The organism is Microbacterium xylanilyticum (genome assembly GCF_054654695.1).
Map to the genome: position 1 here is coordinate 1283527 of NZ_BAAIEN010000002.1, position 16749 is coordinate 1300275.

The 16749-nt window shown below is 71.5% G+C and carries 12 protein-coding genes; 9 read left to right on the plus strand and 3 right to left on the minus strand.

Annotated elements, in window-relative coordinates; all coding sequences use genetic code 11:
* Positions 1-47 precede the first annotated feature (47 nt).
* The 3 genes from infB to ACYQ1L_RS06610 all read left to right on the plus strand — a co-directional run bounded on the left by infB (position 48) and on the right by ACYQ1L_RS06610 (position 5803).
* The gene (gene infB / locus ACYQ1L_RS06600; RefSeq protein ID WP_460003435.1) at positions 48-2825 is read left to right on the plus strand and encodes a translation initiation factor IF-2; all 2778 of its coding nucleotides are present in this window, start codon (positions 48-50) and stop codon (positions 2823-2825) included.
* A 147-nt stretch (positions 2826-2972) separates the two neighbouring features.
* Positions 2973-3404 (plus strand): 30S ribosome-binding factor RbfA, encoded by a 432-nt coding sequence (gene rbfA, locus ACYQ1L_RS06605; protein ID WP_460003436.1) that lies wholly within the window; start codon positions 2973-2975, stop codon positions 3402-3404.
* Between the two features lie 203 nt (positions 3405-3607).
* Positions 3608-5803 carry a helix-turn-helix transcriptional regulator gene (locus ACYQ1L_RS06610; protein WP_460003437.1) on the plus strand — a complete coding sequence of 732 codons (2196 nt, stop codon included), beginning with the start codon at positions 3608-3610 and terminating at the stop codon, positions 5801-5803.
* 21 nt (positions 5804-5824) lie between these two features.
* On the opposite strand, the gene ACYQ1L_RS06615 is transcribed toward ACYQ1L_RS06610, so the two are convergent.
* Positions 5825-6721: an HhH-GPD family protein gene (locus ACYQ1L_RS06615; RefSeq protein WP_460003438.1), complete on the minus strand. Its 897-nt coding sequence runs from the start codon at positions 6719-6721 to the stop codon at positions 5825-5827.
* Positions 6722-6808: 87 nt separating this feature from the next.
* Here ACYQ1L_RS06615 and truB point away from each other — a divergent pair, with 87 nt between their 5' ends.
* From truB to ACYQ1L_RS06645, 6 genes are all read left to right on the plus strand, one after another.
* Entirely contained in the window at positions 6809-7720 is a 912-nt protein-coding gene (truB, locus tag ACYQ1L_RS06620; protein ID WP_460003439.1) for a tRNA pseudouridine(55) synthase TruB, read from the plus strand.
* On the plus strand, positions 7717-8088 hold the full coding sequence (locus ACYQ1L_RS06625) for a hypothetical protein (RefSeq protein WP_460003440.1): 372 nt from the start codon (positions 7717-7719) through the stop codon (positions 8086-8088). Before truB ends, ACYQ1L_RS06625 begins: the two co-directional genes overlap by 4 nt.
* Positions 8089-8227: 139 nt before the next feature.
* Complete coding sequence (locus ACYQ1L_RS06630) at positions 8228-8653, plus strand: hypothetical protein (protein ID WP_460005771.1); 426 nt, start codon at positions 8228-8230, stop codon at positions 8651-8653.
* On the plus strand, positions 8650-9615 hold the full coding sequence (locus ACYQ1L_RS06635) for a bifunctional riboflavin kinase/FAD synthetase (protein WP_460003441.1): 966 nt from the start codon (positions 8650-8652) through the stop codon (positions 9613-9615). Before ACYQ1L_RS06630 ends, ACYQ1L_RS06635 begins: the two co-directional genes overlap by 4 nt.
* Before the next feature lie 254 nt (positions 9616-9869).
* Complete coding sequence (locus ACYQ1L_RS06640) at positions 9870-12014, plus strand: DEAD/DEAH box helicase (RefSeq protein WP_460003442.1); 2145 nt, start codon at positions 9870-9872, stop codon at positions 12012-12014.
* A gap of 216 nt (positions 12015-12230) precedes the next feature.
* Positions 12231-13259 carry a 6-phosphofructokinase gene (locus ACYQ1L_RS06645; protein ID WP_460003443.1) on the plus strand — a complete coding sequence of 343 codons (1029 nt, stop codon included), beginning with the start codon at positions 12231-12233 and terminating at the stop codon, positions 13257-13259.
* A gap of 137 nt (positions 13260-13396) precedes the next feature.
* Here the strand turns inward: ACYQ1L_RS06645 and ACYQ1L_RS06650 are convergent, their stop codons facing one another.
* A complete protein-coding gene (locus ACYQ1L_RS06650) occupies positions 13397-13588 on the minus strand; it encodes a DUF559 domain-containing protein (protein WP_460003444.1) in 192 nt (63 codons plus the stop codon).
* 870 nt (positions 13589-14458) lie between these two features.
* Positions 14459-16591, minus strand: a complete 2133-nt coding sequence (locus tag ACYQ1L_RS06655) for a S9 family peptidase (RefSeq protein WP_460003445.1) — start codon at positions 16589-16591, stop codon at positions 14459-14461.
* Positions 16592-16749 lie beyond the last annotated feature (158 nt).

A 16749-nucleotide genomic window follows, 5' to 3' on the forward strand; every position in this document is an offset into this window, starting at 1 on the left:
ACTAGTGGTCTGCCCTGCCAGGGCCGACCGACCCTGACAGGAGAATTGTGGCTGGTAAACCACGCGTGCACGAGATCGCCGCTGAACTCGGCGTCGACAGCAAGTTCGCACTCGCGAAGCTCAAGGAGCTCGGCGAGTTCGTGAAGTCCCCCTCATCCACCATCGAGCCCCCGGTGGCGCGCAAGCTGCGCGCTGCCATCGAGGCCGACAAGCCCGCCGGCGCGCCTGCCCCGGCCGCCGCTCCCGCGAAGAGCACGGCCACCCCCGGTGCGCCCACGCCCGGCCCGAAGGCGCCGACCCCCGGCCCCAAGCCGGGCCCGGCCAAGCCGGCCGAGGCCGCACCCGCACCGGCCGCTCCCGCGGCGGCCAAGCCGGCGGCTCCCGCCGCACCGGCTGCTCCCGCGGCTCCCGCGGTGGAGAAGTCCTCGGCGCCCAAGCCCGGCGGTTCGGCAGCGCCCAAGCCCGGTGGCTCGGCGGCGCCCAAGCCCGGCGCTCCGCGTCCGGGTAACAACCCGTTCGCCTCGTCGCAGGGCATGGGGCAGCGTCCCGCGGGCCCGCGTCCGGGCAACAACCCGTTCGCATCGCAGCAGGGGATGGGCCAGCGTCCGACCCCGGGCAACATCCCGCGTCCGCAGGCGCCGCGTCCCGGCTCCCCGCGCGTCGGCGCGCCCCGCCCCGGTCAGGGTGCGGGTCGTCCCGGTCGTCCGGGTCAGGGCGGCGGTCGCCCCGGCGCTCCGTTCCAGCAGCGCACGGGCGGCCCCGGTCGTCCCGGCGCCGGTGCCGGTGCCGGTGGCTTCCAGCGCCCCGGCGGCGCCCCGGCCGGCGGTTTCGCCGGACGTCCCGGCGGTGGCGGCCGTGGCCGCGGCCCCGGCGGCGGTACCGCGGGTGCGTTCGGCAAGGGCGGCGGCAAGAGCAAGCAGCGCAAGTCGCGGCGGGCGAAGCGGCAGGAGTTCGAGATGCGGTCGGCGCCGGTCGTCGGCGGCGTCAACGTCTCCAAGGGCAACGGCGAGACGATCCGTCTGCGCCGCGGTGCCTCCATCGCGGACTTCGCGGACAAGCTCGAGGCGCTGAACGGCTACACCGTCCAGCCCGGAACGCTCGTCACGATCCTCTTCAACCTCGGTGAGATGGCCACGGCGACGGAGTCGCTGGACGAGGCCACCTTCGAGGTGCTCGGCGCCGAGCTGGGCTACAAGGTGCAGATGGTGTCGCCCGAGGACGAGGACAAGGAGCTCCTGGAGGGCTTCGGTCTCGACCTCGAGGCCGAGCTGGAGGCGGAGAGCGAGGAAGACCTCGAGATCCGGCCCCCGGTGGTCACCGTCATGGGCCACGTCGACCACGGTAAGACCCGACTGCTCGACGCGATCCGCAAGACCAACGTCATCGAGGGCGAGGCCGGCGGCATCACGCAGCACATCGGTGCGTACCAGGTGTGGACCGAGCACGAGGGCATCGAGCGTGCGATCACCTTCATCGACACCCCGGGTCACGAGGCGTTCACCGCCATGCGTGCCCGTGGTGCGCAGGTGACCGACATCGCCATCCTCGTGGTCGCCGCCGACGACGGCATCATGCCGCAGACGGTGGAGGCGCTGAACCACGCCCAGGCGGCGAACGTGCCGATCGTGGTCGCGGTCAACAAGGTCGACAAGCCCGAGGCCAACCCGGCCAAGGTGCGTCAGCAGCTGACCGAATACGGCCTGGTCGCCGAGGAGTACGGCGGCGACGTCATGTTCGTCGACGTGTCGGCGCGAGCCGGCACCGGCATCCAGGAGCTCCTGGATGCGGTGCTGCTCACCGCGGACGCGGGCCTGGACCTCACCGCCAACCCGAACAAGGCCGCCCGAGGCATCGCCATCGAGGCGAAGCTCGACAAGGGCCGTGGTTCGGTGGCGACGGTGCTCATCCAGTCCGGAACGCTCCGCGTGGGCGACGCGATCGTCGCAGGCACCGCCTACGGCCGCGTGCGCGCCATGATCGACGAGAACGGCGACGCGGTCGAGGCCGCGGCTCCGTCCCGCCCGGTGCAGGTGCAGGGTCTGAACTCGGTCCCGCGTGCCGGCGACGTCTTCATCGTGACCGACGAGGACCGCACGGCCCGTCAGATCGCGGAGAAGCGCGAGGCCGTCGAGCGCAACGCGCAGCTGGCCAAGGCCCGCAAGCGCATCTCGCTCGAGGACTTCACCCGCGCTCTGGAAGAGGGCAAGGTCGAGACGCTCAACCTCATCATCAAGGGCGACGTGTCCGGTGCCGTGGAGGCGCTGGAGGAGTCGCTGCTCAAGATCGAGGTCGACGACTCGGTGCAGCTGCGCATCATCCACCGCGGCGTCGGCGCGATCACCGAGAGCGACGTGAACCTGGCGACGATCGACAATGCGATCATCGTGGGCTTCAACGTCCGCCCCGACACGAAGGCCCGCGAGGCCGCCGCCCGCGAGGGCGTGGACGTGCGGTTCTACTCGGTCATCTACACCGCGATCGACGAGATCGAGAACTCCCTCAAGGGCATGCTCAAGCCGGAGTTCGAAGAAGTCCAGTCGGGCGTCGCCGAGATCCGCGAGGTGTTCCGCTCCTCGAAGTTCGGCAACATCGCCGGTGTCATCGTCCGCTCGGGCACGATCACGCGCAACGCCAAGGCGCGCGTCATCCGCGACGGCGTGGTCATCGCCGACGGCCTGAGCATCGAGTCGCTGCGCCGCTTCAAGGACGACGTCACCGAGGTCCGCACGGACTTCGAGGCGGGTATCGGCCTCGGCAAGTACAACGACATCCAGGTCGGCGACGAGATCGAGACGACCGAGATGGTGGAGAAGCCGCGCGGCTGAGTTCGTGGTTTCGCCGTTCGGCATCCTGAGTCGGCCTTACGGGGCCCCGGCCCGCTTCGCGGGCGCCCCGACGGCCGCCTCAGGATGCCTGCCGGCTCCGCCAGCAATTCAGCGGGCGGGCGGATGAAGAGGTGAGAGGGTAGGGACATGGCCGGAGAACGACAGGCACGACTCGCGGATCGGATCCGCGTCATCCTCGCCGAGCGGCTCGAGAAGGGGCTGCGGGATCCGCGCCTCGGCTTCGTGACGATCACCGACGTGCGCGTCACGGGCGACCTGCAGCACGCGTCCGTGTTCTACACGGTGCTCGGCTCGGAGGAGGAGCGCGTGGCGTCCGGCGCCGCGCTGACCTCTGCGACGGGCCTCCTGCGCAAGGAGGTCGGCCGGCAGCTCGGCGTGCGGCTCGTCCCGACGCTCGAGTTCATCCCCGATGCGCTCCCGGAGAACGCAGACCAAATCAGCGATCTCCTCCGCCAGGCGCGCGAGCGCGATGAGGAGGTCGCGAAGCTGGCGGCCACAGGCCGCTACGCCGGCGACGCCGACCCGTATCGGGTCGAGGAGGACTCCGCGCAGGACTGACGGATCCTCGCTCGCCGCAGGGAGATGCGGCGCATTCGTCGAGGCCCCGGGACATCGTCCCGGGGCCTTTCGCGTGCCGATTGGCCGGACGGCGACTTCTTCCACCGGGTTCAAGAACTTTGGTGATCCGGGTGGCTCTTGCTAGCATCCGACGAACGCGCGCGACGGTGCGCGCAGTCGAGGACAGCGGGGGGCTGCGCGACATGGATGGCACGAAACAGGCGCGCCCGGCGGCGCGACACCACACGCGACTGCCCGTCGGCGATGGTCGCGACTCGGCGGCGGCGCGGCGCGCTCCGCTCGGCAGCCACGCCGACCCGCCTGAGCGGATCTCCGCAGCGCCGCACGTGCGCGCGGCCGTTCTCACGGCATGCGGCGGCGATCCCGCGATGGCGGGCGAGCTCCTGGCGGCGCTGGACCCCGAGCATCGTCGTGGCTGGCGCGTGCTGCCGGACCCGCTGCCGCGACTGCCCGCTCACACGGCCCGCCTCGCCGGCGAACTGCCCGCCGACACCGATCCGGACATGATGCTCGCTCTTGCGCTGTGCGGCAGCGGGCCGCTCACGGTGCTTCGTGAGATCACGCAGCACGCCGAGGACCGCTTCATGGCATCGCCTCCGGACCGTCTCCTGGAGGTGCACGGCGGCAGCTTCCGCCTGGCGGACCCCGCGCTGCGCACGTCCCTGCTGGCGGTCTCGACCCCCGCGGATCGCGCCAGCGCCCATCGCGTGCTGGCGACCGCGTTCGCCAAGGCGGAAGACACCGATGGGGCCGTGTGGCACCGCGCGTGCGCCTCTGCCGCCGGCGACCCGGCGCTCGTCGAGCCGCTGCTGGAGCAGTCGCGCGCCGCCCTGCAGAGCGGAGTCGCGTCACGCGCCTGGGCGCTCGCAGTGGAGGCCGTGGAACATGCGCCCTCCGGAACGACGGCGCATGCGACGGCGCTGCTGTGGGCGGCGCGCGCCGCGCTGGCCGGCGGATGGGTCAGCGATGCACTGGAGTGCGCGGAGCGGTCGTCGCGCATCGACGGCGCCCCTCGCGGGGAGGCCGCCGAGGTGCTCGTCCTCGCGCACACGCTGCGGCACGGTACGGCCCCGGCGCCCGACGCGGTGATCCCCGAGGGCGCGGCAGGACCCGAGTTCCGCCGCGCATCGATGGTGGGTGCAGCCCTCTGCGCGGAGCTCGGCGATCGCGAGCGCGGCGCGGCCTGGTTCACCGCCGGTGGGCGGCTGCAGCTCGGCGCCGAGGAGGGCGCGGCGCTGCAGGCGTGGCGTGCGGCGCTGGCGGGGGAGCGCTCGAGCGGGGGCGCTTCCGCAGCGGGCGACGGCATCGAGCGCGTCGCGCACGCCCTCGGTCTCGGAGTGGGCGGCGACCCGGACGGCGGGCTCCGTGCCCTCGCCGAGCCGGCTCCGCGTGAGGCCGCGGAGGTGATCGCGGGGCTGCCGGTGCAGGCGCCTCTGCTCCGCGCGCGCCGTGCGGTCGCCGAGGTGCTGCTTCACATGTGGGCTGGACGGATGGGCGTGGCCCGGGAACTGCTGCGCTCCGCCGCCGCCGAGCTTCCGGTCGCGCTGCCGTTCGCCGGGCTCGCCGTGACGCTGTCCCGTCGGCTCGATCTCGCCGTCGACGGCAGGGTCGGGCAGCGCTCACGCGACCTCGAGACCGCAGTGCCATGGCCGTGCGGGCCCGGCGGGTTCGTCGACCGTGCGATCCGCGCCTATCTGCAGGGACGCAGCGACGAGGCGGCGGTGCACCTGGGACTCTGGCACGACCAGGGCCGGCCCTCGGAGCCGTTCGGGGTACCCGGGCTGGACGAGATCGGGCCGCTGGGAGCACCGGACGCGCCGGAGCCATCGGATGCCACCGCGGCTCGCGCGCTCCGCGAACGGGTGCGCGCGGCACGGGAGGCGTCGTGGCGCACCGACCTCGATGCCGTGACCGAGGAGAGCAGAGGGATCCGCTCGCCCTTCGAGCGCGCCAGGGTGGAGGCGCTGCTGGGGTCATCGTGCGCGGCGCGGGGCGACCGGGGGCGTGGCGTGCGGCACCTGCGCGCGGCCCGGAGTCTCTTCGAAGAGGCCGGCGCCCTGGCCTGGCGCGACATGGTGGATCGCCGGCTGCGCACACTGGCCGAGCAGCACCGGCGGGGCGGTGCGAGCGAAGCCGACAGAGGCGGATCGTCGCCCCTCGAGGTGTGCCGTGCAGCGTGGGAGCCGGTCCTCACGACGCGCGAGCTCGAGGTCGCGCTGCTGATGGCGGAGGGTTGCAGCAACCGCGAGATCGCGCTGGCCCTGCATGTCTCGGTGCGCACCGTGGAAGTGCATGGAGGGCGGATCTTCGCCAAGCTCGACGTGCGCACCCGGCATGAGCTCACCGTGCTCGCTCACCGGACCGATAAGCATCTCTGAGTCGCGCGATCGCGCGCAGCCTCAGCGGGGCAGCCGGAGTTCTCCGTCGAACGCCTCGACCAGGCCGTCGGCGATGAGGGAGTCGATGGCACGGTAGCGCTGCGCCGGATCCGGCCATTCCGCCATCACGGCGTCGGCCGGCAGGCGATGGCCGTCTGCGTGCCGGAGCGCGCGCAGCACGCCCCCGCGCGCCTGCCGATCCGATCCCTCGTAGCGCGCCTGCTTGCGCCGCCGGTCCTCGCTCGCGGGATACCCGGCCGCACGCCAGGCGCACGTCGGCGCGAGGGGGCAGCGATCGCACTCGGGGGAGCGGGCGGTGCACAGGGTCGCGCCCAGCTCCATGGTCGCGGCGTTCACCACCGCGGCATCCTCGGCAGCGGCGGGGAGCAGTGCGAGCATGTCGTCGAGGTCGCGCCGCGAGGGCGGGCCGGGCTGAGCCCTGCCGTGCACGGCCCGCGCGATGACGCGCCGTGTGTTGGTGTCGACGACGGGGTGCCGATCCCCGAAGGCGAAGACGGCCACGGCACGCGCCGTGTAGTCGCCGATGCCGGGCAGAGCGAGCAGCGATGCCACGTCGCGAGGCGTGACGCCGTCGTGCTGATCGCGGATCGCCGTCGCCGCCCCGTGGAGCCAGAGCGCACGTCGCGGATAGCCCAGGTTCGCCCACTGCTGCAGCACTTCGGCGCCGGTCGCGGACGCGAGCGCGCGCGGGTCCGGCCACCGCGCGAGCCACGCCTGCAGATGCGGGATCACGCGCGCGACGGGAGTCTGCTGCAGCATGAACTCGCTCACCAGCACGCCCCACGCCCCGTACTGCGCGAGGTATTCGGGCCGCCGCCACGGCAGGTCGCGGGCATGCGCGCGGTACCAGGCGATGAGCGCGGGGCCGATCGGCGCGTCGGCAGGTGACTCGGGCACGGGAGTCCACGCTACCCTCCCTGGTCGTGGCGGGACGCGCTCGTGCTGCGGTCCACGAGGCGCACCGGGTCCCAATAGGCTGGGGGGATGGCAACCAGCGGGATCCTGCTCGTCGACAAGCCGGGCGGGATGACGAGTCACGACGTCGTCGCCCGCACCCGCCGGGCGTTCGGCACCCGGAAGGTCGGTCACGCCGGCACCCTCGATCCGATGGCCACGGGTCTGCTCGTCATCGGCATCGAGGCCGCCACGCGGCTCCTGACGTTCGTGGTCGGCGCCGACAAGACGTACCGCGCCACGATCCGGCTGGGCCAGAGCACCGGAACCGACGATGCGGACGGCGACATCACCGCCGTCGCCGACCCGGAGCGCGTCGCCGCCCTCAGCGTGGAGGAGATCGATGCCGGTGTTTCGGCCCTCACCGGCGCGATCTCGCAGGTGCCGAGCGCCGTCTCCGCGATCAAGGTCGACGGACGCCGGGCCTACGACCGGGTGCGCGCGGGGGAGGAGGTCGTCCTCGCCGCCCGCGAGGTGGTCGTCTCCCGCTTCGACGTGCTCGCCGATCGCCCAGGCCCCGCGACAGGCTCAGGGGCCGGGACGCGCGACCTCGACGTGATCGTCGACTGCTCCTCCGGCACGTACATCCGCGCGCTCGCCCGCGACCTCGGGGCCGCGCTCGGCGTCGGGGCGCACCTCACGGCACTGCGGCGCACACGGGTCGGCCCGTTCGACGTCGCGGAGGCGACGGGGCTCGAGGGGCTCGCCGACGCACGGCCGCTCACGGCGGCCGAGGCCGCGGGCCGGATCCTGCCTGTGCTCCCGGTGACCGCGCAGGAGGCCGTCGACCTCCGCCACGGAAAGCGCCTGGTCGGACAGCGTGGCAGACTCGAGGGCGTCCGTGCCGCAGCGATCGATCCCGACGGGGCGCTGATCGGGATCGTGGAACGCCGCGGCGACGATCTGAAGAGCGCCATGAACATGCCGGAGGGGGCGTCATGATCCTGTGGTTCACCGCTGTGCAGATCGCGGTCGCCGTCGCGGCCGGCCTGTTCTGCCTCGTCATGGGCTTCGCGGGCAAGCGCCCCGGCGACTGGACGGTCGGATCCCTGGCCCTCATCGAACTGCTCCTGATCGTGCAGGTGGTGATGGCGATCGTCTCCCCGTTCGCGGGGAACCCAGCACTCGGCGATCCGCTCGAGTACGGCGTGTACCTGGTGTCGGCCGTGCTGCTGCCGATCGGCGGCGGGCTGTGGGCACTGCTGGAACGATCCCGATGGAGCACGGTGATCATGGGCGTCGTCGCCCTCTCGCTGGCGGTGATGATCTGGCGGATGCAGGTGATCTGGACGACCCCGATGCACGGCTGAGCGACTGTCCCTCAGGGGCCGTCACGTCAGCGCGGTTCCGTAGAATGGACATGCCATGAGCACCGCGCATCCCACGACCCCGTCCGACTCCTCCTCCCAGCCGGAGGGCGCGTCCGAAACCGCTCCGGTGCGGCCGCGGATGCGCGGCATCGGGCGCGTGCTCGTGATCGTGTACGCGGTGATGGCGCTCGGCGCGACCGGCCGGTCCTTCGTGCAGATCGCGCGCGCCTTCGACCAGGCTCCGCTCGCCTACACCCTGTCCGCCGTCTCGGCCGTGGTCTACATCGTGGCCACGCTCGCGCTGATCCTCTCCGGCCGCCCCGGCTGGTATCGCGTGGCCTGGGTCGCCATCGCGTTCGAGCTCGTCGGGGTGCTCGTCGTCGGCACCCTGAGCCTCACGCATCCCGCGCTCTTCCAGCACCAGACCGTGTGGTCGCAGTTCGGCCTCGGCTACGTCCTCATCCCGCTGTTCCTGCCGATGGTGGGCCTGTGGTGGCTGATCTCGCACCGGCCCTCACCGCCGGCGTCAGGTGCCGCGCCGGCGTCAGAAGGATCCGCCGCATGATCGTCTTCCGGGATCCGGCCGACGTCCCCGCCGACTTCGGCCGGACGGTCGCCGCGATCGGAAAGTTCGACGGCGTGCACTCCGGCCATCGCGCCGTGTTCCGACGCGCGCAGCAGGATGCCGCCCGCACCGGCGCGAAGACCGTCGCGGTGACGTTCGACCGCAACCCGCTCAGCGTGCTGCGCCCCGATCGCTGCCCGGACGACCTGGTGTCCGTGGAGCGCAAGATCGAGCTGCTCTCGGAGTGCGGGCTGGATGCGGTGCTGGTGCTGACGTTCGACGAGGAGCTGGCGGCGCGCACCGCCGAGGATTTCGTGGAGTCGATCCTCGTCGGCGCGCTGCACGTCGCCACGGTGCTGGTGGGCCCGGACTTCCGCTTCGGTCGCGGCGGCAGCGGCACACCCGCGCTCCTGGCGCAGCTGGGGGAGCGCTTCGACTTCACGGTCGATGAGATCGAGGACGTGTTCCTCGAGGGCACCGATCGCCGGGTGTCCTCGTCGTGGGTGCGTGAGCTGCTCGCGGCCGGCGATGTCGCCCTCGCCGGAGCCGTGCTGGGGCGCCCGGTCTCCGTGCGCGGGGAGGTCGTGCACGGTCTCAAGCGCGGCCGCGAGCTCGGCTTCCCCACGGCGAACCTCCCGGCCCTGCTCGACGAGATGGTGCCGGCCGACGGCGTCTACGCCGGGCGCCTGGTCGACCACACCGCGGGCGAGACGCATCCCGCCGCGATCTCCGTCGGGACGAACCCCACCTTCGACGACGTCCCGCAGCGTCAGGTGGAGGCGCATGTGATCGACGGCGCGGGACTCGATCTGTACGGCCACGACGTGACGGTGGAGTTCACCCACCGGCTGCGCGGCATGGTCGCCTTCGACAGCATGGAGGCGCTCATCGCAGGCATCGCCTCGGACGTCGCCGAGGCGCGGGAGCTGCTGGGCGTGCCTCCGGTCCTCGAGCGCCCCTGAGCCCCGTGCAGAATCGCGGACGCGCGCACCGCGTGACCGAGTGACGGCGCGAGTGGCGTAAACTGGCCGCGAACCCGTTGTGTTCGACGTGCGCGATGCACGCCTGCGGGGTTCGCCGTCCGCCCGGTCCGCGCACTGCCGACCGACAGTCGCCGTCCGCGGACATCGCATCGCCCGGAGGCACCGCCGTCCGGACGGTCATTGTTCGGACCAGTCGCCGTCCGTGTGGGACGGCATCCACGCTCAGGAGGAGCATGCCGACCACGGCGACCGCCACCCGGCGGAAGAAGACGTCGCGCCGAGACGAAGACGCGCCGCTGATCCCGATCCTCGCGCGCAAGGTCCGCGAGGTCGAGGCCAAGGCCCAGCACGGGAAGCTCGGCCCCACGAACCGCGTGAAGTTCCAGGTGATCGCGTTCCTGGTGCGCGAGGAGCGCGCCAGGGTCAAGAGCGACGCCGAGCTCGGCGACGCCGCCCGCGCGGAGCTGCTCAAGCGCCTGGACGGCGTGGCGACCATCCTGGCGAAGACGGCCGCGCGCGACACGTCGCTGATCCAGCTGCTCGAGGCGGACCAGGCCACGAGCCCCGTCGCCAAGCGGATGCGCCGCGACTGGCTGCTGGAGTCCGGCGCCGAGCTCGCCCCGGAGGAGCTGGTGATCGCGGACGTCGTCCGCGTGCAGCAGGCGCCCGTCGTGCCCGCGGCGCTCGCCGAGCGCCAGGTGACGCCGCCCTCGGTCGAGTCGCGGATGCTCGCGAACCCGTTCCGCGCCCCCGACCTCACCCCGCGCCCCGCCGCGACCCCGCGCCGGCGCCTGGACGGCTGGGAGCTGATGGGGCCGCTGTACAAGTCGTTCGAGACGGGCGCCGGCGGCGGTATGGCGTCGATGGAGCTCCCGCCCCTGCCCGAGTACGACCACGTCTCGCCGAAGGGGCTGGAGGTGATGGTGCACCAGTCGCGGTTCCTGGAGGCGGTGCGCGCGGGGCACCGCTCGTTCCTGCTCGCGGACGAGCCCGGCCTGGGTAAGACCGCGCAGTCGGTCCTGGCCGCGTCGGTCGCCAATGCCTACCCGCTGCTCGTCGTCGTGCCGAACGTCGTGAAGATGAACTGGGCGCGCGAGGTGGAGCGGTGGACGCCGCAGCGCCGTGCCGCGGTGATCCAGGGCGACGGCCAGGACGTCGACGCCTTCGCCGATGTGTTCATCGTGAACTACGAGATCCTCGATCGTCACCTGTCCTGGCTCGGCGAGATCGGCCTGCGCGGCATGGTCGTCGACGAGGCGCACTTCATCAAGAACCTGTCTTCGCAGCGCTCGCAGAACGTGCTCGCACTCGCCTCACGGATCCGCGAGCAGTCCTCGAACGGCCGCCCACTGCTGATGGCGCTGACCGGAACCCCCCTGATCAACGACGTCGAGGACTTCGACGCCATCTGGCGCTTCCTGGGCTGGACGAACGGCGAGCGCCCGTCCCCGGAGCTGGCGGACAAGCTCGACGCGACCGGGCTCACGCCGGCGGACAAGGCGTTCTACAGCGAAGCCAGGGACGCGGTCATCTCGATGGGCATCGTGCGCCGCAAGAAGAAGGACGTCGCGGCCGACCTGCCGGACAAGCTCATCGCCGATCTGCCGGTGCAGCTGGACGACGAGTTCGGCCGGAGCATCCGTCAGGCCGAAGCAGAGCTCGGTGCGCGGATGGCGGCGAAGTACCGTCGCATCATCGAGGCGCGCGGCGACCGCGGCCTGGCGCACGGCGAGATCGACGAGGACATCGTCCGTCTCGTCGCCCATGGCGAGCTGGAGGAGTCGAAGGCCGCCGGCACCGGGGGCGACAATGTCTTCACGATGGTGCGCAAGATCGGCCAGGCCAAGGCGCTGCTCGCGGCCGACTACGCCGCGCAGCTGCAGCGCTCCGTGGGCAAGGTCGTGTTCTTCGCCAAGCACATCGACGTCATGGATCAGGCGGAGGCGCACTTCGCGGCTGCCGGGATCCGGGCGGTCTCGATCCGCGGCGATCAGTCCACTCCTGCGCGTCAGCAGGCGATCGACGCGTTCAACAACGACCCCGAGGTCGGGATCGCCGTCTGCTCGCTGACGGCGGCCGGCGTCGGCGTGAACCTGCAGACCGCGTCGAACGTGGTGCTGGCTGAGCTCAGCTGGACGGCGGCCGAGCAGACCCAGGCGATCGACCGCGTGCACCGCATCGGTCAGGACGAGCCGGTCACCGCATGGCGCATCATCGCCGCGCACACGCTCGACACGAAGATCGCCGAGCTGATCGACCAGAAGCAGGGGCTCGCCGCGCGGGCCCTCGACGGCGAAGCCGTGGAGGAGGGCGCGAGCGAGTCGGTGCAGCTGGCGGCGCTCATGCATCTGCTCCGGGAGGCGCTGGGCGGCGCCTGAACCGGCCAGAACGCCCGTCAAGAACGGCGCTTCTTCCTCTCGATTCGGGGGGTGAAGCGCCGGTCTTCGTCAAGAAGGCCGAAAGTCGGGGATCCGCGTTGTAAGAATCCCGGTTTTCGGCGACCCGGAATGGCGCCGAGGTGCTGTTGGGCACTAGGGTCGAACGAGGCAATGGTGCCGCGCTTCTTTTCCCCCATCCCTTCCCGAGGACGACCCATGAAGATCGGCATCCTGACCAGCGGTGGCGACTGCCCCGGCCTGAACGCGGTCATCCGCGGCATCGTGCTCAAGGGCACCGAGGCGTACGGCCTCGAATTCGTCGGAATCCGCGACGGCTGGCGCGGCGTCGTCGACGGCGACTTCTTCCCCCTCACCCGGCACGAGGTCAAGGGCCTCTCGAAGGTCGGCGGAACGATCCTCGGCACCAGCCGCACGAACCCCTACGAGGGCCCGCGCGGCGGCGCGGAGAACATCGCCAAGACGCTGTTCGGCCACAAGATCGACGGCATCATCGCGATCGGCGGCGAGGGTACGCTCGCCGCCGCGGACCGCCTGTTCAAGGAGGGGATCAACGTCGTCGGGGTGCCCAAGACCATCGACAACGACCTGCGCGCCACCGACTACTCGTTCGGCTTCGACACGGCCGTCAACATCGCGACCGAGGCGATGGACCGGCTGCGCACCACCGGTGATTCCCACCGGCGCTGCATGGTCGCCGAGGTCATGGGCCGCCACGTCGGCTGGATCGCCCTGCACGCGGGAATCGCGGCCGGGGCGCACGTGATCTGCATCCCCGAGGTGCCGATGTCGCTCGACGAGATCGCCGCTCTCGTGACGAGCGCGAACGATCGCGGGCGGGCTCCGCTCGTCGTGGTCTCCGAGGGCTTCAAGCTCAAGGACATGGACGAGGCGTACAGCGACAAGGGCCTGGACGCCTTCAACCGCCCGCGGCTCGGCGGCATCGGCGATCTGCTCGCCCCCGAGATCGAGCGGCTCACGGGCATCGAGACCCGTGCGACGATCCTCGGTCACATCCAGCGCGGTGGCGCGCCGTCCGCCTTCGACCGGGTCCTCGCGACCCGCCTCGGCATGCACGCCGCGGATGCGGTCGTCGAGGGGGCGTGGGGACAGATGGTCGCGCTGCACGCCACCGAGATCGTGCGGGTGCCGTTCGCGGACGCCCTGGGCGAACTCAACACGGTTCCGCGCAACCGCTACGACGCCGCGGCGACTCTGTTCGGCTGACCCGGCGCGCCGCATCTCATTCGCTTCCCAGATCGGGTCGATTGACCCAGATCCGGAAGACAATCACGGATCCGCCTCTTCTCGGTCGATCGACCTCGTCTCGGGATCCGGAGCGGCAGTTCGGGCTTTCGGCGAATTCAGCGTGCAAGGTGGAGGCCCTGCGCCATCGCGGCACGCACGGTCTCCTGCACGAATGCCTGCTCGAACATCACCTGCGCGTAGTCGAACCTCAGCACGGTGTAACCGCGCAAGGCCAGACGGGCATCGGCGCGGATGTCTCGGCGGCGCTGCTCGGCTCCGCTGTGATGTTCGAAGCCATCGAGTTGCACGACGAGACGATCACCGTGACGATGTCCACTGGGTGGCCGTCGAGCCAGACCTGCTGCCGCACCGCCACGCCGATCTGACGCATGAGCTCGACGAAGTGGGTCTCCAGTCCGGAATCGGAGAGCGCGCCCGCCGCTCGCGCGAGTCTACGTGCACGGGTCGAGTGCCATTCGATGCGCTGGAGAACGTCCACGCCGATCAGCTTGCTGCGCAGAGCCGACTCCCAGATCGCGAGCGCATCCGAGGCGGGCTGGCAGCGTGCGACATGGAAGAGCACGTTGATGACGGGGTCGGCGACCGCCCGCGGTGCGAAGGGTGCAGGCCCCTGCGCCCAGTGGAGCCGCACGGCGGGATCCTGCGTGCCGGCTGTCTTCGCGGGAACGGCGATATGGCACACGGACGCGTCCGGCGTCCACAGACCCAGCGCTTTCGCCTGTGTCACGCACGACACCCGGCCGCCGAAGCGCGCCGCGTGAGTGGATGCCTCACTCGCGCCCGGACCCAGGATCCATGACCTGCGGATGCGGGTGACAAGGCCCTGCGCCACGGCGCCCGCGATCCCGTGCTTGCTGAATCCGGCCCGATACAGGTCCGAGGTGTGCGCGATGCCGTGGTGCTCGGCGAGCCAGGAGAGCAGGTCCATTCGGACAGCCTGAACGGTCGTGGAGTCGGAATCCGGGTTGTCCACAATGGAATCGGAGGTCTCCGATTGTGGAGGACGAATGCGCCGCTTCCCGGCAACAGGTCTTTCGACCGAGATCAGGCGGATCTGTGGACATCCACCTGATCTCGGTCAATGCGCCTCGTCTGGGGGCGAGGCCGGAGGCCCGTCCCGTGCTCGGCGGACCACGGCGCCCGTGCGCGGCCTCCGCTCACGCTTCGGTGGCGCCCAGGCGGTCCAGGATCCAGGCGAGCTCGAAGGCGCGCTCGCGCCAGGAGTTGTACCGCCCGCTGACGCCGCCGTGACCGGCGACCATCTCGCATTTGAGCAGCACGTCCTCCGCCCCGGCGTCGCGCAGGCGCGAAACCCACTTGGCGGGCTCCACGTACAGGACCCGGGTGTCGTTGAGCGAGGTGACCGCGAGGATCGACGGGTAGGCGACGCCGTCGCGCACGTTCTCGTACGGCGTGTACGACTTCATGTACGCGTACACCTCGGCGTCGTGCAGCGGGTCGCCCCATTCGTCCCACTCGATCACGGTGAGGGGCAGTGACGGATCCAGGATCGTGGTGAGCGCGTCGACGAACGGCACCGAGGCGAGCACGCCGCCGAACAGCTCCGGCGCGAGGTTCACGACGGCGCCCATGAGCAGGCCTCCGGCGCTGCCGCCTTCGGCGACCATCCGCTCCGGGACGGTCACGCCGGAGGCGACGAGGTGGCGCGCCGCGGCGACGAAGTCGGTGAAGGTGTTGGTCTTCCGCCCGAGCTTGCCGTCCTCGTACCACTGCCGGCCCATCTCGCCGCCGCCGCGCACGTGCGCGACCACGAACACCACGCCGCGGTCGAGCTCGCTCAGGCGCATGACGGAGAAGCCCGGGTCGATCGAGTGCTCGTATGAGCCGTAGCCGTACAGGTGCACCGGCCGGGGTGCGGCGCCCGGCTCACCGAACGAGCGCTTCCACACCAGCGAGATCGGCACGCGCGTGCCGTCGTCGGCGACCGCCCAATCGCGGCGCTGTCCGTACTCGGCCGGGTCGTACCCGCCGAGCACGGGCTGGCGCTTGCGCAGGTGCAGCGTGCGGGTCGCCAGCTCCAGGTCGTACACGGTGGCCGGGGTCACGAAGGATCCGTAGCCCAGACGCAGGAACGGGGCGGCCCACTCCGGGTTGCCGCCGAAGCCGGCCGAATACAGCGGCTCGTCGAAGGCGAGCTCGTCCAGAGCGCCGGTCGCCGGATCCATCAGCGCGATGCGCTCCAGGCCCTCGAATCGGTACGCGACGACCGTCACGTCGCGGAACGCGTCGACGTCGAGCAGGCGCCGTCCCGGTGTGTGCGGCAGCACTACGCGGCGCTCTCCCTGCGGGTCGGCGGCGGACACGGCGACGAGCTCGAAGTCCAGCGCGCCGTCGTTGTGCAGGATGAGCAGTTCGTCGCGGCCGTCGACCACGGCGTGCTCGATCGAGTACTCGACGCCCTCCCGGCGCGGCCACACGACGCGCGGCGGGGCGGTGAGGTCGTCCAGATCGACGAGCAGCTCCTCGCTCGTGATCGAGGATCCGACGCCGATGACGAGGTACTTCCGGCTGCGGGTGATCCCCGCGCCGAGCCAGAACCGCTCGTCGGCCTCGTGGAACAGCTGCACGTCGTCGGCCACGGGCGTGCCGATGCGGTGCAGCCACAGGGTGTCCGGGCGCCAGGATTCGTCGACGGTCGTGTAGATCACGGACGCGCCGTCGGGCGTGAAGAACGCGCCGGATGTGCCGGGGATCTCGTCGGGGAGCGTCTCGCCGGTGACGAGATCGCGCACGCGCACCGTGTACCGCTCGTCGCCCTCGAAGTCCGTCGACCAGAGCAGTCGAGTGGCGTCGTCCGAGACGTCGAAGGCACCCATCGCGAAGAACTCGTGCCCCTCGGCCTCCACGTTGCCGTCGAGCAGGATCTGCTCGCCGGGCACCGGAACGGCCGGATCCAGCACGGGGGGCGTCCAGTCGTCGGGAGAGGAGACCGCGGCGCGGCACTGCAGGCCGTACTGCTGCCCCTCGACCGTCCGGCCGTAATACCACCAGTCGCCGCGGCGGGTCGGCACGGAGAGGTCCGACTCCTGCACGCGTCCCTTGATCTCCTGGAACAGGGATTCGCGCAACGGCTCCAGGTGCGCGAGACGGGCCTCGGTGTAGGCGTTCTCGGCCTCGAGGTGCGCGATCACCTCGGGATCGTCCTTCGCGCGCAGCCAGTCGTAGGGATCGTCGAACACGTCGCCGTGGTGGCTGCGGATCCGGGAGCGGCGCGCGGCGCGCGGCGGGACGAGCGAGGAGGGAGAGGATGAAGCGGAGACGGAGGTCACCTTCCCACGCTAGCCGAGGGCCGGGGGCCCGCGACCTCGTGCGGGGATCCGGGCCCGAGTTGACCGGCCTGGGCCGGGGTGGGAGGATGCAAAGCGGCCCGTTAACGGATGCTGTACTCCCGGTGAACTCTTCGTTCGTCACGTCCCTCCACTTCACG